This is a genomic window from Paraperibacillus marinus (assembly GCF_046237605.1).
Classification (GTDB): Bacteria; Bacillota; Bacilli; order Bacillales; family DSM-1321; genus Paraperibacillus; species Paraperibacillus marinus.
In genome coordinates, this window is record NZ_CP143542.1 from 388,505 (window position 1) to 412,838 (window position 24,334).

The window sequence follows — 24,334 nt, forward strand, 5'->3', positions numbered from 1 at the left end:
GTGAATCTTATTATTAAGCAGAGATGGCTGGTTCTTATTTTATGGATAGCCGCAGCCGCCGGGCTGATGTTCGCAGCGCCGAATATGGCTGATCTGGTCCGGGAGAAGGGGCAGGTTGATGTTCCGAAGGAGTATTCATCGGCAAAGGCCGGGGATATCATGGAGGAAGTGCAGAAGCAGGAAGGCGGCGGAAATGAGACGCAGGTCGCCCTTGTTTTTCATGATGATAAAAAGCTTTCTGCAGAAAAAGTAAAGGAAGCCGAGAAGGCTGTACGGGCACTGGAAGCACAAAAAGAAAAATTGGGCATCAGCCAGATTGTTTCCCACTTTAATGAAAAGAGTCTGAAGGATCAGCTCGTTTCAGATGACGGCAGATCGATTCTTGCATCCATCAGTGTCAGCTGGAATGGACGTGATGAGGATCAAGTCAGTGATTCGCTCTATGAGTCGATTAAGGATGCAGATGTGGATCATTATTATACAAGCAATTGGATGATCAACAGCGATTTGACCAATAGCTCTGAGGAAGGGCTGAAGAAGACAGAGGGCATTACGGTTGTATTCATCCTGGTGGTGCTGTTCCTCGTATTCAGGTCAGTGGTCGCCCCGGTGATCCCGCTTGTAACGGTCGGCTTTTCGTATCTGCTGTCACAATCCATCGTTTCGATGCTTGTAGATCAGCTTGATTTTCCCATTTCAAATTATACGCAGATATTCCTTGTGGCCGTTTTGTTCGGCATCGGGACGGATTATTGCATCCTGCTCCTAAGCCGTTTTAAGGAGGAGCTCGCCCATAAGGAGTCACTCAGTGACGCGATTGTTGAAACCTACCGAAATGCCGGACGGACTGTGTTCTTCAGTGGTGTGGCGGTCATGATCGGGTTTGCTGCGATAGGATTCTCACAATTTAAATTGTACCAGTCGGCGGCAGCCGTTGCTGTTGGTGTAGCAGTCTTATTGTTAGCATTGTTCACCATTGTGCCGTTCTTTATGGCAGTCCTTGGCATGAAGATTTTTTGGCCATCGAAGAGCAAGGCAGAGCATGGAGAAAGCAGGCTTTGGGGAATGGCTGGCCGGTTCGCATTAGCCCGGCCGCTTATTGCGCTTCTTATTGTTGCCATCGTCTGTGTGCCTTTTCTGTTGAAGTATGATGGGAAGCTGTCCTTCAATTCATTAGAGGAAATCAGCGGGGATGTGCCGTCGATCAAAGCCTTTAATGCCATTGCGGACAGTTTTGGCCCCGGGGAATCGATGCCCACGCAGATTGTGCTGAAAAACGATGAGAGAATGGATTCAGCAGAATATATCGGGCTGGCGGAAAAAATCAGTGCAGAGCTTGAAAAGGTAAATCAGGTCGATACCGTCCGTTCGGTCACACGTCCGACCGGGGAACCGATAGAAGACTTTTTTGTGGCAAAGCAGTCCAAGACCCTTGAAGAAGGTCTTGGAAAAGGCAAGGAAGGCATCAATAAAATCAGCTCAGGACTGCATGAGGCAGGAAGCCAGCTGTCAAGCTCTGCTCCTGAGTTGGAGAGTGCGGTTACAGGAATAGACTCTCTTATTGCCGGAACATCTGAACTACAATCTGGACTCGGAGAAATTCAAACGAATCTCCAAAAGATTGAGAATGGAGTGCGGCAGGGATCAGCGGGTTCAACGGAAATTAAAAATGGAATTGATAAAGCCAAGGCGGGGGCAGATGAGTTAGTCAAAAACTATACGAAGCTGCTTGCCGGCTACGAGACGGTCGGGAAAAACCTTGGCAGCCTTCAATCTCAATACAAAAAAGCAGGCACAGGCCTGGCTGAGCTTTCAAACGCACTTGCTGCCATCAAGCCGGAAGATTTCAAAGGACTTGAAGGCAGGCATGAAGGGCTGGCAGCAGACCCTGGTTATCAGAAGATCAAAGGTACGGTCACATCAGTGAAACAGGAGCTGCCTAAGCTCTCAGCCGGGATCAACCAGCTGAATGAAGGATTGGGCCAGATCACGGCAGGCGTGAATGGAGCGAATGCCGGCTTTAAGCTGGCAATCGGCGGACAGAAACAAATCTCGACTGGGCTTGAAAAGTTATCAGAGGGCATCGGCAAACAAAAGACGGGCCTCGATCAGCTGGCAGACGGGCAGGGGCAGATTATCAGCAATTTCCCGAAGGTCACTCAAGGGCTGCAGGGAATCAATGGCGGTCAAAAGCAGCTGCTTGATGGCTTTGGCAGCTTAAGCGGCCAGCTTACGCAGCTGACTGATGGAATGAATCAAAGCGCGGATGGACTGGATCAGGTATCTAAAGGTCTCCAGTCTGCACAAGGGTACTTATCAGGTCTTTCCAAAACCGATGAGACAAGCGGGTTCTACCTGCCTGAAGAAGCTCTGGAGAGCAAGGAATTCACACAGGCGGTGGATGCCTATTATTCCAAGGACCGCAAGTATATGACAGTCGATGTCATTTTTAAAGCGAATCCTTATTCCAATGAAGCAATCAAACAGGTTCCTGAAATCAAGGAAGCGGTGAAAAGGGCGGTAAAGGATACCAAGCTTGAGAACGCGGTTGTTGCGGTAGGCGGGATTACAAGCACGAACGCGGACCTTAACAAGATGTCAGGACAGGATTACTCCCGCACAGTCATCCTGATGCTTGCCGGAATCTCCATCATCCTGGTCTTCCTCTTCCGTTCCATCATTATGCCTCTTTATATCATTGGTTCCTTGATCCTGACGTATTACACATCCATGGCGATGAATGAAGTTCTTTATGTGGATATCCTGGGTTACACGGGCATCAGCTGGGCCGTTCCTTTCTTCGGATTTGTCATCCTGATTGCACTGGGCGTGGATTACAGCATATTCCTGATGGACCGCTTCAACGAGTATAAAGAGATGTCTGTCCAGGATGCGATGCTTATTTCGATGAAGAAGATGGGAACAGTCATTATATCCGCTGTCATCATCCTTGGCGGCACATTTGCAGCGATGATGCCATCGGGTATGCTGTCCCTGCTCCAGATAGCATCCATTATCCTGATAGGACTCCTATTGTATGCCTTCATCATGCTGCCGCTCTTCATACCGGTCATGGTGAAGAACTTCGGCAAAGCCAACTGGTGGCCATTTAAAAGAGCATAGTGAGTGAAGGAAGCCGTCCGGAAAAGGACGGCTTTTCTTTCCTTGCGGATCAACTGGTGTTAATTTAAGCTATAAGGCATACTAAAAGGAAAGTTATGTGAAAGGGAGAATGGGAAGATGGCGAAGGGCAAGAAAGCAACGTACGAAGTGGGCCCGGGTGAAACGATCGATGAGTGCCTTGCCAGGATAAAGGCTGATGGCTATATGCCGGTCCGCAGGACGGAAAAGCCGGTCTTTAAAGAGGTGAATCAAGGCGGAAAGGTTGAATATGAGCCTGCTGGCCGCCAAATTGTCTTTGAAGCAAGAGAAATGCAGTAAAACACGAACAATAATATTTTTGTATAATGAATTGTTCGAAAATCAGTTGACTCATTACTTCTCAGTTGTTAAGATGAAACCAAGGAAATAAAATATTCGTTTTTCTCTCATATAATAATGGGGATATGGCCCATGAGTTTCTACCTAATTACCGTAAATGATTAGACTATGAGAGAAGATAGCTGTCTTTCGGTGCGTGCATTTTTTTCTTATGATCATTTTACCGGGTGGACTATCTTCTCTCATGGAAGAAGTCTGCCCGGTTTTTATTTTGTCTACAAATAGAGGGAGGGAAGGAAATGGAGCCAAGAGTTGGCGTGATAATGGGAAGCATCTCTGATTGGGATACGATGAAATATGCATGCGAAGCACTGGAAGACCTGAATATACCTTATGAAAAGAAAGTCATTTCCGCCCACAGAACACCGGACTTAATGTTCGAATATGCGGCATCAGCCAGGGAGCGGGGTCTCCGGGTCATCATTGCGGGGGCAGGCGGGGCTGCCCATCTGCCAGGGATGACCGCCTCGAAAACGACGCTACCTGTCATCGGAGTGCCGGTTCAGTCAAAAGCGCTGAACGGTCTTGATTCCCTTCTCTCCATCGTACAGATGCCAGGCGGTGTCCCGGTTGCCGCAACAGCAATAGGAAAAGCAGGGGCAGTCAATGCCGGACTGCTGGCAGCACAGATCCTCGGTGCCGCTGATGAAAAAATTGCCGAAGGACTTGAAGCCATGCGGAAAGAAACTATGGAAAAGGTGTTAATGAGCAGTGAACAGCTTACATTCTAAAACGATCCTGCCTGGACAGACGATCGGCATAATCGGAGGAGGACAGCTTGGGAGGATGATGGCCCTGGCTGCGAGGGCAGCGGGTTTCCGCATAGCCGTGCTCGATCCTGTACAGGGCTGTCCATGCGGGCAGGTGGCAGACCTAGAAATCACCGCTTCCTATGACGATTTAGCGGCACTCGAGAGGCTGGCCTCAGTCAGTGACATTATCACCTTTGAGTTTGAGAATATTAATGCAGAGGCACTGGGGTGGCTGCAGTCCTATGCGCATATCCCGCAGGGAACTTCCCTTTTAAGAATCAGCCAGGACCGGATTCTTGAGAAAGAAGCGATCCTTGCAGCGGGAGTCCCGGTTGCGCCTTACGGTATAATTAACGAGTCCCGGGACATTTATAAAGAGATCGAAAAACTTGGCTATCCAAGCGTTTTGAAAACATCCCGCGGAGGCTACGACGGAAAAGGGCAGTATGTGATCCGGAAGGAAAGCGATATTCCGGCGGCGGAAGGGCTGCTGATTTCCGGCCCATGTGTGCTCGAGGCCTGGATCCCGTTCGAGAAGGAAATCTCCGTCATTGTCACCCGCAAGGAAAACGGCGATTATTCTGTATTCCCTGCAGCCGAGAATATCCATCATGAGAACATTCTTCATCAGACAATCGTCCCGGCCCGCATCTCAGCGGAAGCCGAGGACAAAGCGAGGCAGAGAGCGGTTCAGCTTGCTGAACATCTAAAGCTTGTCGGCACGCTGGCGGTGGAAATGTTCCTCACAGGCGAGGGGGAGATACTCATAAATGAGGTGGCTCCGAGGCCGCATAACTCCGGGCACTATACCATTGAGGCATGCGCCACCTCTCAGTTCGAGCAGCATATCCGGGCGGTCTGCAACTGGCCGCTCGGGGAAACGGACCTTCTGAGGCCGGCTGTGATGGTCAATATCCTCGGGGAGCATGTCGGCCCGCTGATGGAAGAGATTCCGGCCCTGGATGGATGGAAGGTCCATTTATACGGGAAGGATGAAGCAAAGAAAAAGCGCAAGATGGGACATGTCACGATTTTAAGGGAACGGGTGGAAGATGCACTAGAAGAAGGTTCTAGGAGCAGGATCTGGAAGGCTTAATACGAAAACGGAGGATTTATCATGATTGAACGTTATACAAGACCGGAGATGGGAGCTGTCTGGACAGAGGAGAACCGCTTCCAGGCATGGCTCGAGGTAGAAATACTGGCATGCGAGGCATGGGCAGAGATGGGAGTGATCCCTAAAGAAGATGCGGCACTCCTTCGCGAAAAAGCTTCCTTCGATGTTAACCGCATCAAGGAAATTGAAGAAGAAACCCGCCATGATGTAGTGGCATTCACCCGCGCGGTTTCTGAGACGCTCGGTGAAGAGCGGAAATGGGTGCACTACGGACTTACATCTACAGATGTTGTCGATACGGCGCTTTCCTATACATTGAAGCAGGCTAATGAAATTCTTCTGAAGGATGTAGAGAGATTTGTAGAGATTTTGCGTGACAAGGCAAAGGAACATAAATATACAGTCATGATGGGCCGCACACACGGTGTTCATGCGGAGCCGACCACTTTCGGATTAAAGCTTGCACTATGGCATGAGGAAATGAAGCGGAACCTGGAGCGCTTCAAACAGGCGATGAAAGCGATCGAAGTTGGAAAGATTTCTGGTGCGGTCGGCACATATGCCAATATCGATCCGTTCGTCGAAAAGTATGTATGTGAAAAGCTCGGACTTGATGCAGCCCCTATTTCAACCCAGACGCTTCAGCGTGACCGTCATGCCCAATACCTGAGCACGATTGCCTTGATTGCGACTTCGATTGAAAAATTCGCCGTGGAAATCCGCGGATTGCAAAAAAGCGAAACGCGTGAGGTGGAGGAGTTCTTTGCCAAAGGACAGAAGGGTTCATCCGCCATGCCGCACAAACGGAATCCGATCGGCTCCGAAAACATGACCGGTCTTGCCCGCCTGATCAGGGGCTATATGATGACTGCTTATGAGAATGTGCCGCTGTGGCATGAAAGGGATATTTCCCATTCATCAGCGGAGCGTGTAATCCTTCCGGATGCCACGATTGCCCTGAATTATATGCTGAACCGGTTTGGCAATATCGTAAAGAACCTGACCGTGTTCCCTGAGAACATGAAGCGGAACATGGACCGCACGCTCGGCCTCATCTATTCGCAGCGTGTCCTGCTCGCACTGATTGATAAGGGACTCGCCCGTGAAGAAGCGTACGATACGGTACAGCCAAAAGCGATGCAGGCCTGGGAAGAGCAAGTACAGTTCCGCTCCCTCATCGAAGCGGACGACAAAATCACATCACTGCTCTCACCAGATGAAATTGCAGACTGCTTTGACTATAACTACCACCTGAAATACGTCGACACAATCTTTGACCGCCTAGGTTTGTAAGGTCTGGGAAATGGGGGACTGTCCCCCGCTAAAATGCTGTCAAATCCTTGCGGTATAAGGTTTTGGCAGTCTGGGAAATAGGGGGCAGTCCCCCAAAAAAACTATCACTGGAGGGGAAAGTTGATGCGAAAAGGGAGTTTGTTGTACGAGGGAAAGGCGAAGAGGATTTATGGAACGGATACGGAGGGTGTGGTCCTGGTTGAGTACAAGGATTCGGCGACGGCTTTTAATGGGGAGAAGAAGGCTGAAATCGCGGGTAAGGGAATCTTGAATAATGAGATCACAAGCTTGTTGTTCCTTAAGCTTGAGGAAGCGGGAATTCCTTCGCATTTTCTGAAGAAGATCACAGAACGTGAACAGCTCGTACAGCGGGTGAGCATCATTCCCCTCGAAGTGGTAGTGAGGAATTATTCGGCAGGCAGTCTGGCCAAGAGGCTCGGAATTGAAGAAGGAATCCGGTTCAAGCAGCCGATTGTGGAGTTCTACCTGAAGGACGATAACCTTGGCGATCCGCTGATCATTGAATCGCATATTAGAGAATTAGAGATTGCAAGTTTAGATGAATTGCGGAAGCTTAAGGAGCATGCAGTCAAAGTGAATGCAGTTTTATCCAGCTTTTTTGAAGAGATCGGCATCCGCCTTGTTGATTTTAAGCTCGAGTTTGGAAAGACTCCGTCAGGCGAGATTCTGCTGGCTGACGAGATATCTCCGGACACCTGCAGGCTGTGGGATTTAGAGACAAATGAAAAGCTCGATAAGGATGTATTCCGAAGAGATTTAGGCAGCTTGACGGAAGCATATGAAAATATTCTGACCAGACTAGGGGGACGTCTTCATGTTTAAAGTGAGAGTGTATGTAACATTGCGCGAAAGTGTATTGGATCCGCAAGGGTCGGCTGTAAAGGGTTCGCTGCACAGTATGTCTTATGAGGAAGTAAAGGATGTCCGCATCGGGAAATATTTAGAGCTTACCATTGAGAAATCAGATCGCGACCTGGATGTGCTCGTCCGTGAAATGTGTGAAAAGCTGCTCGCCAATACGGTCATCGAGGACTACCGATATGAAGCCGAGGAGGTTGTCGCCCTGTGAGGTTCGCAGTCATCGTATTCCCTGGTTCCAATTGTGATGTTGATATGTACCACGCTATCCGTGATGAATTGGGGGAAGAGGCCGAGTATATCTGGCATACAGAAGGCAGCCTAGAAGGCTATGACGGCATCCTCCTGCCGGGCGGGTTTTCATATGGCGATTATCTCCGCTCAGGCGCCATCGCCCGTTTTTCCAATGTGATGGGCGAGGTCATCAAGGCCGCAGGCGAGGGCATGCCGGTCCTTGGTGTCTGCAATGGGTTCCAGATTCTGCTTGAGGCGGGACTGCTGCCGGGGGCTATGAGACGTAATTCCAATTTGAAGTTCATGTGCAGGACTGTCCAGTTGAAGGTGGAGAATGCGGATACCCTTTTTACCGGGGCCTATTCGCAGGATGAGGTGATCGATATTCCGATCGCCCATGGTGAAGGCAGCTATTATTGCGATGAAGATACGCTTGCAGCATTAAAGGAAAACCGCCAGATCGTGTTTACCTATCATGGGGAAAACCCGAACGGCAGCCTGGCTGACATCGCCGGAATCACAAACGAGCGCGGGAATGTCCTTGGCATGATGCCCCATCCCGAACGTGCCGTTGACAAGCTCCTTGGGAGTGCCGATGGATTAAGATTATTCCAATCAATCGTGAAAAACTGGAGGGAATCTCATGTCGTTAATGCTTGAACCAAATCCTGAAATGATCAAGACTGAAAGAATTTATACAGAAATGGGATTAACGGATGAAGAATTTGAGATGGCAGTGAGCACCCTGGGCAGGCTGCCCAACTATACAGAGCTTGGGCTATTCTCGGTTATGTGGTCGGAGCATTGCAGCTATAAAAACTCAAAGCCGGTACTCGCTAAATTCCCGACCAAGGGTGAAAAAGTATTGCAGGGCCCTGGAGAAGGGGCAGGCATCGTCGATATTGGAGACAGCCAGGCTGTGGTTTTCAAGATTGAGAGCCATAACCACCCTTCAGCCATCGAACCTTATCAGGGAGCGGCAACAGGAGTGGGAGGCATCATCCGTGATGTTTTTTCCATGGGCGCCCGCCCTATTGCCCTATTAAACTCGCTCCGCTTCGGCGAACTCGAAACGCCGCGCGTGAAATATCTTTTTAAAGAAGTGGTAGCCGGGATTGCAGGCTACGGGAACTGCATTGGGATCCCGACGGTCGGGGGAGAAATCCAATTCGATCCCTCTTATGAAGGCAACCCCCTTGTAAATGCGATGTGCGTGGGGCTGATCAACCATCAAGATATCAAAAAGGGCCAGGCGCATGGAACCGGCAATACTGTGATGTATGTGGGTGCGAAGACAGGACGTGACGGAATCCATGGAGCGACATTTGCATCAGAGGAGCTGACAGAGGCATCCGACGAAAAGCGTCCTGCTGTCCAGGTTGGAGATCCATTCATGGAGAAGCTGCTTCTCGAAGCATGCCTTGAACTCATCCATAATGATGCCCTTGTCGGCATTCAGGACATGGGGGCTGCGGGGCTGACAAGCTCCTCGGCGGAAATGGCCAGCAAGGCCGGATCCGGAATTGAAATGAACCTTGACTTAGTCCCGCAGCGGGAAACAGGAATGACAGCATACGAAATGATGCTTTCAGAGTCACAGGAGCGGATGCTGATTGTTGTTGAAAAGGGCCGCGAGCAGGAAATCATTGATTTATTTTCGAAATACGGCCTTGAGGCAGTGGCTATCGGGAAAGTGACGGATGATAAAAAGCTCCGCCTCCTCCATAAGGGAGAGGTAGTCGCAGATGTACCTGTCGATGCCCTTGCAGAGGAAGCTCCGGTTTATCATAAGCCGTCCAGCGAGCCGGCCTTTTATCGTGAATTCCAGGAGATGGAGGTATCCATCCCGCAGGTTGAAGACTATGAAGAAACATTGAAAGCTCTCCTGTCACAGCCGACCATTGCAAGCAAGGAGTGGGTGTATGATCAGTATGATTATATGGTCAGGACCAATACAGTTGTCGCCCCAGGCTCCGATGCAGCTGTGGTGCGCATCCGGGAAACAAACAAGGCGCTTGCGATGACAACGGACTGCAACTCCCGTTATCTGTATCTGGACCCGGAAATGGGCGGAAAGATCGCAGTCGCCGAGGCGGCGCGGAATATCATCTGCTCTGGCGCAGAGCCGCTTGCTATCACGGACTGTCTAAATTTTGGCAATCCTGAGAAACCGGAGATTTTCTGGCAGATCGAAAAGGCGGCGGACGGCATGAGTGAAGCCTGCCGCACCCTTAGAACCCCGGTCATCGGAGGGAACGTATCCCTTTATAATGAGACAAACGGGGAAGCGGTCTACCCGACCCCTGTAGTCGGTATGGTCGGACTGATTAAGGACCTGAAGCATATCACCACCCAAAGCTTTAAGAATGCCGGTGACAGCATCTATGTAATCGGCGAAACGAAGGATGAATTCGGAGGAAGCGAGCTGCAGAAGCTGCAGAATGGCCGGATCTTTGGCCGCGCTCCTGAACTTGACCTGGATATCGAATCAAGGCGCCAGGGAGCACTTCTGTCAGCCATCCAGGGCGGACTGGTGAAATCCGCACATGATATCGCCGAGGGAGGCTTTGCGGTTGCCCTGGCAGAATCCGTTTTTGGTACCGGTCACGGAGCGGCTGTCAAAGTGGGAGGACCTGCTGTTTCCGCCCTGTTTTCCGAAACGCAGTCCCGCTTCATCGTGTCAGTGGCACCTCAGGATAAAGAGGCATTTGAAACTCTGGCCGTTGATGCAGTGGAAATAGGTGTTGTCACGGAGGCACCCCGGCTTGAAATTACAGACGGAAGCGGCAATGAACTGATTAAAGCTGAAGTGGCTGGACTATTTGCAGCCTGGAAAGGAGCGATTCCATGCTTGCTGAATTAAAAGGTTTGAACGAAGAGTGCGGCGTGTTTGGCGTTTGGGGCCATCCGGATGCAGCACAGATTACGTATTACGGCCTTCATGCCCTTCAGCACAGGGGCCAGGAGGGTGCAGGGATTGTCGTACGGGATGAAAACGGCCTGAAGTGTGTAAAAGGGGAGGGCCTTGTTACCGAAGTCTTCACACAGGATAAAATTGGACAGATGAGCGGAACGGCAGCCCTCGGCCACGTCAGATATGCGACGGCTGGCGGCGGGGGCCTGGAGAATGTGCAGCCCCTCTTGTTCCGCTCGCAGAATGGAAGCCTTGCGATCGCCCATAATGGCAACCTTGTGAATGCACTCCAGCTGAAGCATCAGCTCGAGGCACAGGGAAGCATCTTCCAGACCACATCTGACACAGAAGTGCTGGCCCACCTGATCAAACGCTCCGGTTTTTCGGATTTAAGGCAGCAGAAGAAGAACGCCTTGAGCATGCTGAAAGGGGCCTATGCCTTCCTGACGATGACCGAGACGGAAATGCTGGCAGCCCTCGATCCTAATGGCCTTCGGCCGCTGTCGCTCGGAAAGCTTGGAGATGCATATGTACTTGCTTCGGAAACCTGTGCCCTTGATATTGTCGGGGCTGAATTTGTCAGGGATATCGAACCGGGCGAGCTTTTGATCATCAATAATCAAGGCATCCGCTCTGAACGGTTTGCCACGAGTGCCAACCGCTCCATGTGCACAATGGAATATATCTATTTTTCCAGACCGGACAGCAATATAGACGGCATTAATGTCCATACAGCGAGGAAGAATCTTGGCAAGCAATTGGCCCTTGAAGTTCCGATCGAAGCGGATGTGGTGACAGGCGTACCGGATTCAAGCATCTCGGTCGCCATCGGCTATGCGGAAGCAACCGGAATTCCCTATGAAATGGGACTCATCAAGAACCGGTATGTAGGAAGGACCTTCATCCAGCCATCACAGTCTCTCCGGGAACAGGGTGTGAAGATGAAACTGGCTCCGGTCCGCGGTGTGGTGGAAGGAAAGCGTGTGATCATGGTGGATGATTCTATCGTCAGGGGAACGACAAGCAGGCGGATCGTCAATATGCTTAAAGAGGCAGGGGCAAAAGAAGTGCATGTGGTCATCAGCTCGCCGCCCATAAAAAACCCATGCTTCTACGGCATCGATACATCATCACGCGACGAACTCATCGCCGCTTCTAATTCCATCGAAGAAATCCGGGAGCTGATCGGAGCTGACACCCTTACTTTCCTGTCACCCGAAGGCACCATTAAAGCCCTCGGCAGGCCATTCGAAGGCGGCGGCCAATGCATGGCCTGCTTCAACGGCAAATACCCGACAGAAATCTACGATATGGGGACAGAAGACTCCATTTCCCAGATTATTTCCGAGGAGGATGGTGTGTACCATGGCTAATGCATATAAGCAGGCAGGTGTGGATATCGAAGCGGGCTATGAGGCGGTCGGCCGCATGAGGAAGCATGTGAACCGGACCATGAGGCCGGAGGTGCTGAGCGGTCTTGGCGGGTTTGGCGGGATGTTCGACCTGTCCGCCATCGGACTGAAGGAGCCGGTGCTTGTATCTGGCACAGACGGCGTCGGGACAAAGCTGATGCTTGCCTTCCTGATGGATAGGCATGATACGATAGGAATCGACTGTGTGGCCATGTGTGTGAATGATATTATTGTTCAGGGGGCCAAGCCGCTGTACTTCCTGGATTACATTGCCTGCGGAAAAGCGGATCCGGAGCGGATCGAAGCCATCGTAAAGGGAATCGCTGAAGGCTGCGTTCAGGCAGACTGTGCCCTGATTGGCGGAGAGACGGCGGAGATGCCGGGAATGTACGATGAGCAGGAATATGATCTGGCAGGATTTGCTGTTGGGGCCGTCGAGAAATCAGCTCTGGTCACAGGCAGGAAAATTAAAGCTGGTGATGTGCTGATCGGGCTCCCATCGAGCGGGATCCACAGCAACGGTTATTCTCTCGTCAGGAAAATCCTGCTTGGCGGCCATAGTTTTGACATTCATCAGTATGTGGAGGAACTGGGCTGTACCCTTGGCGAGGAGCTCCTGCGCCCGACAAGGATCTATGTAAAGCCGCTCGCCGGGGCGCTCGAGAACTTCCAGATTAACGGGATGGCCCATATCACGGGAGGCGGCTTTATTGAAAACATTCCACGGATGCTTCCGGATGGACTCGGCGTTTCAATCCAGGAAGGAAGCTGGGACATCCCGCCGATCTTCAAACTTCTTGAGGAAAAAGGAAATCTGAAGCGGGAAGAAATGTACAATATCTTTAATATGGGCATCGGCATGGTCGTCTCGATAAAGGAAAGCGAAGCCGGCGCATTGATGGATTATTTTACATCCCAGGGAGAAGAGGCGCGGATCATCGGCCGAGTGGTAAAAGGTGAAGGCACTGTCTTCACGGGAGAAGCATCATGAAGAGAATCGCCGTATTTGCGTCAGGAAGCGGAAGCAATTTCCACTCTATTTCAGAAGCGGTCCGCGAAAAAAAGCTGGATGCAGAGATTGTCCTTCTGGTCTGTGACCGCCCCGGCGCACTTGCTGCCCGGCGTGCTGACCAAAAAGGCATTCCTGCTTTTGTTTTTTCTCCTAAGGATTACAGCGGCAAACAGGCCTTTGAGGAAGAAATTCTGTCCAGGCTGGAGGAATGCAGGGCAGATCTGATTGTCCTTGCCGGTTATATGAGACTGATAGGTCCGACTCTGCTTGCTGCCTATCCTGGACGGATTATCAATATCCATCCATCACTCCTTCCGGCTTTTCCGGGACGGGATGCCATCGGACAGGCGTTTGATGCCGGAGTCAAGGTAACCGGGGTGACGGTCCATTATGTGGACGAAGGAATGGATACCGGGCCAATCATCGCTCAGAAGGCACTCGAAGTGCTCGGCGGCGACACAAGGGAGACCCTGCAGGCGAGAATTCAGGAAATTGAACATAAGCTGTATCCTGCTGTATTGCAGGAGCTGCTAGAAAAGCAATTTGGGCTGGAGGAAATGAAACATGTCTAAGAGAGCATTACTCAGCGTATCAGATAAAACGGGGATAGTAGAATTTGCAAAGGGTTTGAAGGAAGCGGGCTTTGAGATCATCTCTACCGGCGGCACCAAAGGGGCGCTGATGGAGGCAGGAATCGAAGTAACAGGGATCAGCGAGATCACCGGTTTCCCTGAAATCCTTGGCGGGCGTGTAAAGACTCTTCATCCGAATGTCCATGGAGGACTGCTCGGGAGACATGGGGATGAGGATCACCGCGGACAGATGGAAGCACATGGCATCCAGCCCATCGGAGTGGTATGCGTCAATCTATATCCATTTCAGCAGACCATCGCAAACCCGGAGGTTCAGCCCGAGGATGCCATCGAAAACATCGACATCGGCGGACCGGCCATGCTTCGTTCTTCGGCCAAAAACCACGAATATGTCACAGTGGTCGTGGACCCTGCCGACTATGGAGCGGTCCTGAGCCAGATCAAGGAAAATGGCGAAGTCCAGCCGGCAGCGAGAAGAAAGCTTGCAGCCAAGGTGTTCCGCCATACAGCCGCATATGATGCTGTTATTTCCGATTATATGACCCGTCTTGCGGAGGAGGAAAATCCAGAAAGCCTGACACTTACGTATGAATTGAAGCAGCCTCTCCGCTACGGGGAAAACCCGCACCAGAAGGCATCTTTTTATAAAAAACCGCTTGGCTCTGAATTTTCACTCGCTTATGCAAGACAGCTGCACGGCAAGGAATTGTCTTATAACAATATCAATGATGCAGATGCTGCCCTGCAGATCGTGAAGGAATTTACCGAACCGGCAGCGGTGGCGGTGAAGCATATGAATCCGTGCGGCGCAGGGACGGGTGACAGCATCAGCAGCGCGTTCCAGAAGGCCTTTGACGCAGATCCGGTTTCGATTTTCGGCGGGATTGTTGCACTTAACCGCGAGGTAGACCGGGAAACGGCTGAAAAGCTTCATGAAGTATTCCTTGAGATCGTCATTGCTCCTTCGTTTTCAAAAGAAGCCTTGGATATTCTGACAGGAAAGAAAAATCTCCGTCTGCTGACCGTGGATTTCGAATCCTCACAAACAGCCGGCAAAAAGATCACTTCTATTGAGGGGGGACTGCTTGTACAGGATATGGACACCTACGGACTTGAAGAAGCCAGTCTCTCCATCCCGACAAAGCGTGAACCGACTGAACAGGAATGGGCGGCCTTAAAGCTCGGCTGGAAAACGGTCAAGCATGTGAAATCCAATGCCATCGTAGTGGCTGCAGAAGATAAGACCATCGGAATCGGCGCGGGCCAGATGAACCGTGTCGGTGCAGCGAAGATAGCGCTTGAGCAGGCCGGTGAAAAAGCGAAAGGAGCAGCACTTGCTTCAGATGCGTTCTTCCCGATGGATGATACCGTCGAAGCCGCTGCCAAAGCAGGGATCACCGCCATCATCCAGCCGGGGGGATCTATCCGGGATGAAGATTCGATCAAAAAAGCGGATGAATACAATATCGCGATGGTATTCACAGGCATAAGGCATTTCAAACACTGATACAGGGGTGATTTCTTTGAAGATTCTAGTGATCGGACGCGGCGGACGCGAGCATGCCATCGCCGCAAAGTTCAAGGAAAGCAAGAGGGTCTCACGCGTATTTGCCGCCCCGGGGAACCCAGGGATGAAGGATTCAGCGGAGCTTGTGGATATTGAAGAGCATCAGCACAGCGAGCTCATTGAATTTGCCCTTCAGAACGATATTTACCTGACATTCATCGGTCCTGAAGTACCGCTTCTAAATGGCATCGTGGACGAATTTGAGAAAGCCGGCCTGAGAATTTTCGGACCGAGAAAGAATGCAGCCGAGATTGAAGGAAGCAAGTCTTTTGCCAAGGATTTGATGCTGAAGTACGGAATCCCGACTGGTGAATATAGGACGTTTTCAGACTTTTCTGAGGCGAAATCCTATATTGAAGCAAAGGGAGCACCGATTGTGATCAAAGCGGACGGCCTTGCTGCCGGCAAAGGGGTTGTTGTCGCCGGGACAGAAGCAGAGGCAGCAGCTGCGCTTCAAGACATGCTTATCGGAAAGGCGTTCGGTGAATCCTCCGCAAGTGTTGTGATAGAAGAGTTCCTTGATGGGGAAGAGTTTTCGCTCATGGCTTTTGTACGCGGCGAAAAAGTCTATCCGATGGTCATCGCCCAGGATCATAAGCGGGCCTTTGACGGCGACCAAGGACCGAATACCGGCGGAATGGGGGCTTACTCCCCGGTTCCGCAGATATCCGATCAGATCGTTGAACAGGCTGTCAATGAGGTACTCATCCCGGCGGCAAAGGCAATGGCTGCAGAAGGAAGGCCATTTACGGGAATCCTGTATGCCGGCCTGATTTCCACGCTTAAAGGCCCTATGGTCATCGAGTTCAATGCCCGCTTTGGAGATCCGGAAACACAGGTTGTCCTGATGAGGCTGAAGTCTGATCTTCTTGATGTCACAGACGCCGTACTTGAGGGCAGGGATATGGATATCGAATGGCACAGCGAAGCGGCCCTCGGCGTCGTGATGGCAGCCTCCGGCTATCCCGGTGATTATACAAAGGGAAGCCCGATTACAATTCCGCCTCTGCTTGAAGAAGGCACGGCCATCTATCATGCCGGGACAAGTGTGAATGATGGGGGAGAATATACAACCGCAGGCGGCAGGGTGCTGCTCGCAGCAGCAAAGGGCGAGACCCTGGAAGCCGCCCAGCGCCAGGCCTATCGGGAAATTCAGAGAATTAAATGCGACGACTTGTTTTACAGAAAAGATATCGGGAATAAAGCCATTAAACAGAATGTATAACATATAAAACGCGGGACCGCACCAGTGGCCATACTTCGAATGCCGGAGAATGAACCAATGTGCCGGCCCGCGTTTTTTAGAAGGAGGAAAATCATGGCGCATCCATTGGAAGCAGCAGCGATTAAGATGATGAAAGAGGCATTTGAAGGTCCGCTCCCTCCCGCAAGACAAAGCTGGTTTGTTAACACCGAGCCGGACTCGGGAATCTTCGGGATGCTGAAGGGAATACGGGCAGGGGAGGCATCCAAAGAGATTCACGGCACAAACCTGGCTGCCCATACAGACCATATCCGCTATCATCTGTGGGGCTGCAGCGAGGTAATCAGCGGGCGCAGTCCCCGGATGGACTGGCTGGAAAGCTGGAGAATCAAGAGTGTTGATGAGGAGCGCTGGCAGGAAATCCAAGATCAGCTGAGAGATGAATATCTTCGTTTTTTGGCTGGCATTGAGCAGATGGAATGGACCGGGCAGAGAGCGGATGAAGCACTTGCGACCATCATTCATGCCGCCTATCATCTTGGTGCCATGAAGCAGATGCTGAAAAGTGTGGGACCATAGAGAACATAATCTGTTAGGCATAGTTACCGTTACTATGTGCACCTTTAAAAACAAGGTTCTTTTAAACGATGCTGTTGATTTTTTATTCAACTCCTATGAAAATAAAAAACTGAAAAAAGGAATACTGATGCCGCTATCGGTGTTTAGTTAAAAGTATTTAATAAATGTTAAATAACTGGAGGGAATCGAGTGATAAGGGTTTTAGAAATAGACAGTAATGAAAGTATATTAGAAGCCATTGACGGTCTTTATAAACAAGTTTGGAATCATTCAATAAAGGAACAATTGATAAAACACTCAAGTTATATGGGTTTTAGGGGATCTATAATGTTCTCAGATGAAAAGGGAATTCTAGGATTCTCGTATGGTTATTCTTCATTATCAGGACAATATTATCACGAATTACTTTCAAAAGAGCTTGGTCCAAAAGAATATGAAAAATGGCTTAAAGATTGTTTTGAGTTTGTTGAATTAATAGTACATCCATCACATAGAAACCAAGGTTATGGGAAAGTTCTGGTTAATGAATTATTAAAGGGAGTAAATAAGAAGACCACCATATTAACTACTCAAGTAAACAACAAACCAGCACGTAATTTGTATCAAAGCTTGGGATGGGTTTTAGTCAAAGAACCCTTTATTCCAGTTACCGATGATTCTCCATATGTTATTATGGGCAAAGCTTTATAAATACCTAATACATAGTGAATTATTCTACTTAAACATACGGGTGCGTTAGGTGAAGAATGCAGGGCTGCCAGTTGGGATGGAATGTATGTAAATTATTACGATTTTTACACTACGATTGATGATGGACACAGGCACCGTGTACGGGGAGTGTTCAGCTTGTTCCTGGGGATAAGTAAATAAAAAAAACAATATTCTAAGCAGTTTGCTTTTGAATATTGACTTCTATATTTTTCATATTTTTATTTCCGCAGATTTTGCATTTGCATTTTCTTTTGGATAAAGTTAAACAATTTGTACAGTAATATCTCTTCATCTTATTTCTCACCCCCTATCTAACTAATCTTATTTTAGTACTAAAATATTTTTATAGTATATTAGTTTTGTAAAAATTGACTTAAAAATTGAATTCATTTTTGCTTCAAGGGTTTTTAAGTAAGGCTGTTTTCGTATTTATTGTTTTTTTGCCAATACTAATAACTAGATTGCTATTATGAGTCGAGGTGACTTTTAGTGTTTGGCGAAACGTTTATGAAGAGTTTAACGAATTTACAAAAGAAGAGCAGATAGCATTATATGAAGCGATGAAACAAGACTTATATCCAGAGAACCCTGATAAATTGACCCCTCAGCATTGTTATGTACGGACACAGCAACTAACTACAAGAAATTCGCTAAAAATAAAGGGCTGCAACACGAAACAGTAAATGAGCGACAAAAAGAGCGTGTGAAAAAGGGGATTTATCATATTTAACACGTTAAAAATTTTCACCAACGACTTAAAAAAATGGATGGAGAGAGATTCCAAGGAGTAGCTACAAAATATCTCGATAACTATCTTATTGGTTCCGATGGTTGGAGTTAGGGAAGAAGGTAGCTTTTGATGAACGTGTCAAGCAAATGCTTGTTTCAGCGTGTCAAAATCCAATTCAAACTACTTTAAGGATGCTAAGAAGTTAAGTAGATTGAAAGAGGAATATAAAAAAACGCCAAAGCTTTTATTGCTCCTAGCGTTCTAATATTTTTATTTTGTCAGTATTGTATTGAGCACTGTATTCGATGTAAAGCAAATTCATAGCTTCAAAAAATTTACGGTCAGCATCCTGGTTGGAAAACCTACTAGGCAAACTTTTAGCCCCAAAAGCAAAAATATAAGGGTCCCGGTTAATGTCTCCTAAAATCCCAATATCTACGATGATGTTTTCTAAGCCGCCTGTCATATGGTTGAAAAAGTGTGTAGGTATACCTTCAATATCTCCTTTTTGTCTAATTAAGCCGCTAATAATTGGCGTCCACAAAGGACCATTTTTTTTGTGTTCTTGAAAGATGTGCAACATTAAATCAAGGACCTGGTCTAGTTGTCCTTTATTTTCGTAATCCGTTGGATTTTCTGTGACATAGATAGTTGGATAGTATGATCGAATTTTATTATTTACTTTATTCCAACCGCCACAGAAATTAACAACACTATCAGCAACAAAACTATCGTGACAAGCTATCATTACTTCAACTGCTTCTTTTAATTGTAAGGAAGTTCTGTGTTGGTAATGAGGATAAAGTTCCTTGCTATCTTCGTCGGGATTATACTTAATTTCACCCACAGTATCCTCCCATTTAATCAAGTCCTCCTCTACCCATTTTGCGATACAAAAACCAATTGCAACCTTTGCTGACGATGCAAGCGGAATGGACATTTCGCTATTTAAAGAGCATAAATAATCGTGCGTTCTAGTTGAGAATATTTTTAAGCCGATTTCTCCTGAATCAATTTGATTTAATTTTTCAAATACCGTTTTCATTTAAAAGTCACATCCTTTGTTTCTCGAAATCAATCAGTACCCACTTACCGATTTTACCATAAAATTCAAGTTTGCGGATTTAATGTAAAAGAACAACATTCCTTTATAAAACAGCCTTAAGTAATTTGTTGAAAGTCTTGTTCCTAGATGTGTGCTTTGTTTTACTTTATTTATTGATTTAGCGAAATGAATAGACTACAGCTTTCTGAGTCCTCATTTACTATACGATTCACGGCTATTGGTGCTTTTTTAACTATCTACCTCGATTGTGGCTCAAAAGTTAAAAAACACTCTTCAACTCCCTCAGTTTAATTCGTTTATCTCCCGAGTGCTCGCTTATTCGCAGGATTTCATTCGCCAAGGATAACATTCATTGGCTGTAGGATGTGAATTAAGGACATTTAGGCTACATGGGGGTATAGTAAATAAAGGAGTCAGTTAACTTCTCGGTATTCTAACATAACATGTACATCTCCACGCCTTCCCTGGAGGGTTTCCCTCCCATGTCTCAGGCGGGTCAATCGCCCTATCATTCCTTCGTCATGCCTGTCCAAGGGGTGGAGGCCATGCTAACCTGATGGGTCAGTGCCCTTTTGTTGAAGAAATCTGGTACTCCGTACATATTTGAAATCCTGCGAATAAGCCAAAACTCAGTCTTGAAAGGCCGTACTTCAGGAATAGTGAAGTACGGTTCTATATTAATCAATGAAGATGCAGATGATCCATGCAGACTGGTGAAACGTAAATCCATACGCAAAAAAAGGTTCCCCATTTAGGGAAACCTCTTTCTCCTATAATTTAAAGTGCCTGATCATATCTGTCAGGTTGGAGCTGGCTTCGGTCAGCTCAATTGCCGAATGGGAGATCGTGCCTAACGCCCGTACCTGCTCCTCTGTTGATGCACTCACCTGTTCGGAAGCAGCAGCGGATTGTCCAGCGACGGATGCAATACTGTCGATTGATGTAACTACTTCATTCTTAAGGATGTTAATATTTTCTATATCAGACTTGATGTAATTAATAGAAGAAACGATGTCATGAATAGTAGCTGAAATCTCACCGAAAGCGATTTCTGCTTCATTTACCGCTTCATTCTGCAATTTCGAAATGGCGATGGTCTGCTCCATTTCCCTTACAACCACATTGGTTTCTTTTTCAATGGAAGTGATGGTTTGTTTAACCTGCGAAGCCGCTTTTGCAGACTGTTCAGCGAGCTTCCTGACTTCATCCGCCACTACAGCGAACCCTCTTCCGCTATCTCCGGCTCTGGCTGCTTCGATGCTTGCGTTCAATGCCAGGAGATTGGTCTGATCAGATATTTCTGTAATGGTATGGATCACCTGCTCAATCTCTTTTACCTGCTGGGCGAGGCCGCTGATTACATCTCCTGCATGGAGAATGACTTCATTGCTTTCTCCTGTTCTTTGCCTTAAGGATTCCATTTGGGCCATCCCTTTTTTATTTGTTTGTTCAGCTGCCATGGATAGATCTGTCATCTGCTCTACATTTTCATTTACCCGCTCAATCTGGCTGGACAAGCTGAGAGCCCGTGAATTCGTTTCTACTGAATCCTGTGCCTGCTGGGTGGCACCTGCAGCCACTTCACCAATGGCGTTAGAGACTTCTTCACTGGCAGCGATCGTTTCCTCTGCCACCGCTGTTAAACTGACAGCGGAATCATTGACACTTTCCACTGATTTTTCAACTGACGTAATAAGCTTCCTCATGCTTTCTACCATTTGGTTGAAATGAGTTGTAAGCTGCCCGATTTCATCCTTTGATTTTGTAAAGACGTTGACAGTTAAGTCTCCCTGAGCCACAAACTGCACCTGGTCCTTCAAGTTGGTGATCGGCTTGGCGATGCTTCTTGCCAGGAAGTACGTAATGACGAGTCCTATAAGAACGGCAACGGAAGCAACCAGGAGGATTATGTCCCTTATTTCTTTAGCACCTGCAAATAATTGATCTGTATCATAAACCATTCCGATTTTCCAGCCGGTCTGCTCTAAAGTCTGAAAGTACATTTTACGTTCAGTGTTTTTGTCATCGTATTCAGCAATTCCTGAGTTTTGCCTACTGACTCCTGAATAATAAGGCTTTTTGCTCTGGTCTTTTCCTGATTCCTTTGGGTGTGCAAGAGCCATTCCCTTGCTATCTAAAAGAAAAGAAAAGCCTTTATATCCCACTTCTGTCTGGTTGATCATTTTCTTCAGGCCAGCCAGGCTTAAATCTAAACCGACAACACCCAGGACTTCCTTTGAATCTGGATCAAGCACTGGCTGTACGACAGTCACGACATATTCCCCTGAGCTGGCATCTTTATATGGTTCAGTCCATAATGATAGCTCCTTGGACGAAACAGCTGCTGTATACCACGGCCTCCCGGTAGGGTCAAAATCGGCAGGAAGCTCGATGACTGGGGTTGTCTTAAATTGTTTAGTTTCAGCTCCCACATAAATGACTGCCACATTCTTATTCAGGTTCATGAAGTTTTCAAAATCCTTATTGACCAGCGGCCAGTATGTATCCAGCCCCTTCTTTTCGTTTTTCTTTACCTCCTTCAAGTATGTAATGACACGATTATCGTGGCTATACCGTTCCACAGAGCTCCGGTATAAATTTAAATAAAGATCTGTCTGGTTTTTCAAGTCATGCACCAGTGCTTTTGAACTAGAATCAATACTGATGCTCATTTCATTCTTCGTTTGGAAATACGTCAATGCGGATACACCCATTAAAGTCACTGCTAATAATAAACTCACGGTCAGCATGATTTTGGACTGTATTTTTTTAAACATAAAAATCCCCCTGCTCCTGATGTGTAAAATAGAAATCTACTTTTTCTATCGGAGGAAGGGAAGGAATTATTAAGTAATAAGTCCTTATTTTTTTAAAAATTCAGAAAAATATTATTTCTTCTAACTTCTCTCTCCAATCTGGTTGATCCAGGATAAAAAGTGGTCTTAATATTGAAGGGGTTGCTGATGCACCAGAGGTGTAAAATTCCGCTTCTATGCCATAACTGAAACTATCGTGGATTATGCGGCTCTAGCATACTGATTTTCATCTCATTCTTTGCAACTCAAATTGACATCGTAATGTGCGAATGGATCTACTGAAACATTTTCGTGAAAAAGGATTTATTAGTATCCTTGTTTAATTTGATATTCCTAACCATGTTCTTAGAGAACGAGTAGCGGAAAGGTACAGAACACTAAGTATTTTTAGGAATGGTTATACTTTTGAAGAAGTGCTTTTAAGGCAAGGAGCTGAGTCGCATAAAGGTGATGTGTTAGAAATATGAAGCAGATGATCTATTTACAATCAAAATACGGATGATGTTCAGTTCGTGATTGATAAAATTATAAATGTGGCTCAGCTATATAACTAATTCGTTCAATAAGGAATGACAAAAAGGACTTCAAAGAAGTCCTTTTCTATTGCTCAGATTATCAACATTATTGTTTAACAGACCCAAATAAGTTCCGTAGGACAGCTCGCAAAAGCATATTAATCCCTGGCCGATCACAGCCGGCCGATATATTTCAATTCTTCCGGAGACCTTTCGTCTGCACCGCCCTCAAGTATGGTGCGGATATCATTCAGGGTATCGGATAGACTGACCGTTTCTGCTTTTGTGCCGGTGAACTCCTCTGCCACGTAGAACGGCTGTGTCAGATAAGCCTCAAGGCGTTCGCCGCGGCTGTAGGTCTGAAGTTCGGAAGCAGGGATGCCTGATAGTCCTCTGACGCTGACCAGGGAGCGCAGCTCACGGTATCTCCGCAATAGTTTTTGGGCGCGCTGCAGCAGGATGAGATGGTTTTGATCCAGATAGGCGCCTTCCAGAACGGAAGAAGTCGAATAGATTGGATTCAATGCCGGGAAGATATGCCGGGCAGAGAGGTCGGCGTCAAAGTGAAGGAGCGTTTCAAGCGGGCCATAAGGAATTTCCTCATCCACCACTTCTCCTTTTAGATCGACTAAAAAGGTTGTGAGATTCTCTTTCTGCAGGCGTTCCTGCAGCTCGTAAAGTTCCCCGGTCACCACATGGGCGCGGTCTGCTGAAAAAACGATATCCTTGTCATCAGGAATGGCGGCCATGGTCTCATAGGCTTCCTCGATGGTGTGCACCACAGCATCTGCATCGTCCAGAAGCTCCTGCAGTTCCGGGTAGCTCGCATCCGGCTTAAGCACGACGGTGACATATCCTTCCCTCTTAAGACGGTAAAATATTTCAGATAATAAAACAACCTGGCCCATCCCCGGGCGGGCAACAAGACCAATGGTACCGCCTTTTACAACCGGAGCAAAAAAATCAAGCGCTTTAATTTTCGTTTCAATCACATCAACCGACTCCCCCATCAGAATTAATTCATCCAGGCTGCACTCTGCCAATGACGCAAGGGCAGCAATGGTCCTCACTTCAGCGCGTCCAACCGGAATCTTCCCCGTGCATAAATTCGAAACAGTTGCCGGACGCAGACCGACACTCCGGGCGGCACTCGTCAGATTTGGCACCTTCCTCCTCAGTAATGCAACATTCAATCTTAGATTTTCCATTTTTTACACCTCCTTACTTTATATAGTACTCATTGTTACTCTTGAACGCAACTATAAAATTACTTTTTAACGTAATTTTTATTACTTTAAAAATGAGGCATAGAGTGAAAGTCCTCCATTAAGGGTAAGAGGGACATTTTGAAAGGAAAAAGTCCTTCACCGGTGGGATGAAGGACATTTCGAGCCGGGTTCTCAAGCAAAAAGTCCTTCATCGGGGGTATGAAGGACATT

At 47.8% G+C, this 24,334-nt stretch carries 19 protein-coding genes, 1 pseudogene and 1 riboswitch; of the genes and pseudogenes, 17 read left to right on the forward strand and 3 right to left on the reverse strand.

Features of this window, described 5'->3' with window-relative positions; all coding sequences use genetic code 11:
• The 17 genes and pseudogenes from V1498_RS02030 to V1498_RS02110 all read left to right on the forward strand — a co-directional run.
• Complete coding sequence (locus V1498_RS02030; RefSeq protein WP_409296655.1) at positions 1-3,123, forward strand: MMPL family transporter; 3,123 nt, start codon at positions 1-3, stop codon at positions 3,121-3,123.
• A 117-nt stretch (positions 3,124-3,240) separates the two neighbouring features.
• Entirely contained in the window at positions 3,241-3,441 is a 201-nt protein-coding gene (locus tag V1498_RS02035; protein WP_409296656.1) for an NETI motif-containing protein, read from the forward strand.
• An 87-nt stretch (positions 3,442-3,528) separates the two neighbouring features.
• Positions 3,529-3,630: riboswitch (purine riboswitch) on the forward strand.
• 110 nt (positions 3,631-3,740) lie between these two features.
• A complete protein-coding gene (gene purE / locus V1498_RS02040) occupies positions 3,741-4,232 on the forward strand; it encodes a 5-(carboxyamino)imidazole ribonucleotide mutase (protein WP_409296657.1) in 492 nt (163 codons plus the stop codon).
• Positions 4,213-5,349, forward strand: coding sequence for a 5-(carboxyamino)imidazole ribonucleotide synthase (purK, locus tag V1498_RS02045; RefSeq protein ID WP_409296658.1), 1,137 nt, complete (start codon positions 4,213-4,215; stop codon positions 5,347-5,349). The genes purE and purK overlap by 20 nt, the downstream gene beginning before the upstream one ends.
• A gap of 21 nt (positions 5,350-5,370) precedes the next feature.
• Positions 5,371-6,663: an adenylosuccinate lyase gene (gene purB, locus V1498_RS02050; RefSeq protein ID WP_409296659.1), complete on the forward strand. Its 1,293-nt coding sequence runs from the start codon at positions 5,371-5,373 to the stop codon at positions 6,661-6,663.
• Between the two features lie 123 nt (positions 6,664-6,786).
• Positions 6,787-7,506 (forward strand): phosphoribosylaminoimidazolesuccinocarboxamide synthase, encoded by a 720-nt coding sequence (gene purC, locus V1498_RS02055; protein ID WP_409299104.1) that lies wholly within the window; start codon positions 6,787-6,789, stop codon positions 7,504-7,506.
• Positions 7,499-7,753: a phosphoribosylformylglycinamidine synthase subunit PurS gene (gene purS / locus V1498_RS02060; protein WP_409296660.1), complete on the forward strand. Its 255-nt coding sequence runs from the start codon at positions 7,499-7,501 to the stop codon at positions 7,751-7,753. Before purC ends, purS begins: the two co-directional genes overlap by 8 nt.
• Entirely contained in the window at positions 7,750-8,436 is a 687-nt protein-coding gene (gene purQ, locus V1498_RS02065; protein WP_409296661.1) for a phosphoribosylformylglycinamidine synthase subunit PurQ, read from the forward strand. Before purS ends, purQ begins: the two co-directional genes overlap by 4 nt.
• Positions 8,420-10,639 carry a phosphoribosylformylglycinamidine synthase subunit PurL gene (purL, locus tag V1498_RS02070; RefSeq protein ID WP_409296662.1) on the forward strand — a complete coding sequence of 740 codons (2,220 nt, stop codon included), beginning with the start codon at positions 8,420-8,422 and terminating at the stop codon, positions 10,637-10,639. Before purQ ends, purL begins: the two co-directional genes overlap by 17 nt.
• A complete protein-coding gene (gene purF / locus V1498_RS02075; RefSeq protein WP_409296663.1) occupies positions 10,624-12,063 on the forward strand; it encodes an amidophosphoribosyltransferase in 1,440 nt (479 codons plus the stop codon). Before purL ends, purF begins: the two co-directional genes overlap by 16 nt.
• Positions 12,056-13,093, forward strand: coding sequence for a phosphoribosylformylglycinamidine cyclo-ligase (gene purM, locus V1498_RS02080; protein WP_409296664.1), 1,038 nt, complete (start codon positions 12,056-12,058; stop codon positions 13,091-13,093). The genes purF and purM overlap by 8 nt, the downstream gene beginning before the upstream one ends.
• Positions 13,090-13,686 (forward strand): phosphoribosylglycinamide formyltransferase, encoded by a 597-nt coding sequence (gene purN / locus V1498_RS02085; protein WP_409296665.1) that lies wholly within the window; start codon positions 13,090-13,092, stop codon positions 13,684-13,686. The genes purM and purN overlap by 4 nt, the downstream gene beginning before the upstream one ends.
• Positions 13,679-15,214, forward strand: a complete 1,536-nt coding sequence (purH, locus tag V1498_RS02090) for a bifunctional phosphoribosylaminoimidazolecarboxamide formyltransferase/IMP cyclohydrolase (RefSeq protein WP_409296666.1) — start codon at positions 13,679-13,681, stop codon at positions 15,212-15,214. Before purN ends, purH begins: the two co-directional genes overlap by 8 nt.
• Before the next feature lie 16 nt (positions 15,215-15,230).
• Positions 15,231-16,499, forward strand: coding sequence for a phosphoribosylamine--glycine ligase (purD, locus tag V1498_RS02095; protein WP_409296667.1), 1,269 nt, complete (start codon positions 15,231-15,233; stop codon positions 16,497-16,499).
• 93 nt (positions 16,500-16,592) lie between these two features.
• Entirely contained in the window at positions 16,593-17,057 is a 465-nt protein-coding gene (locus tag V1498_RS02100) for a hypothetical protein (protein WP_409296668.1), read from the forward strand.
• A gap of 189 nt (positions 17,058-17,246) precedes the next feature.
• Entirely contained in the window at positions 17,247-17,747 is a 501-nt protein-coding gene (locus V1498_RS02105; RefSeq protein WP_409296669.1) for a GNAT family N-acetyltransferase, read from the forward strand.
• A gap of 616 nt (positions 17,748-18,363) precedes the next feature.
• A pseudogene (locus tag V1498_RS02110) lies at positions 18,364-18,704 on the forward strand (IS1595 family transposase); the annotation flags it as partial.
• A 47-nt stretch (positions 18,705-18,751) separates the two neighbouring features.
• Here the strand turns inward: V1498_RS02110 and V1498_RS02115 are convergent.
• From V1498_RS02115 to V1498_RS02125, 3 genes are all read right to left on the reverse strand, one after another.
• Positions 18,752-19,543, reverse strand: coding sequence for a serine hydrolase (locus tag V1498_RS02115; protein WP_409296670.1), 792 nt, complete (start codon positions 19,541-19,543; stop codon positions 18,752-18,754).
• Between the two features lie 791 nt (positions 19,544-20,334).
• A complete protein-coding gene (locus V1498_RS02120; RefSeq protein WP_409296671.1) occupies positions 20,335-22,341 on the reverse strand; it encodes a methyl-accepting chemotaxis protein in 2,007 nt (668 codons plus the stop codon).
• 727 nt (positions 22,342-23,068) lie between these two features.
• Positions 23,069-24,103: a hypothetical protein gene (locus V1498_RS02125; RefSeq protein ID WP_409296672.1), complete on the reverse strand. Its 1,035-nt coding sequence runs from the start codon at positions 24,101-24,103 to the stop codon at positions 23,069-23,071.
• Positions 24,104-24,334 lie beyond the last annotated feature (231 nt).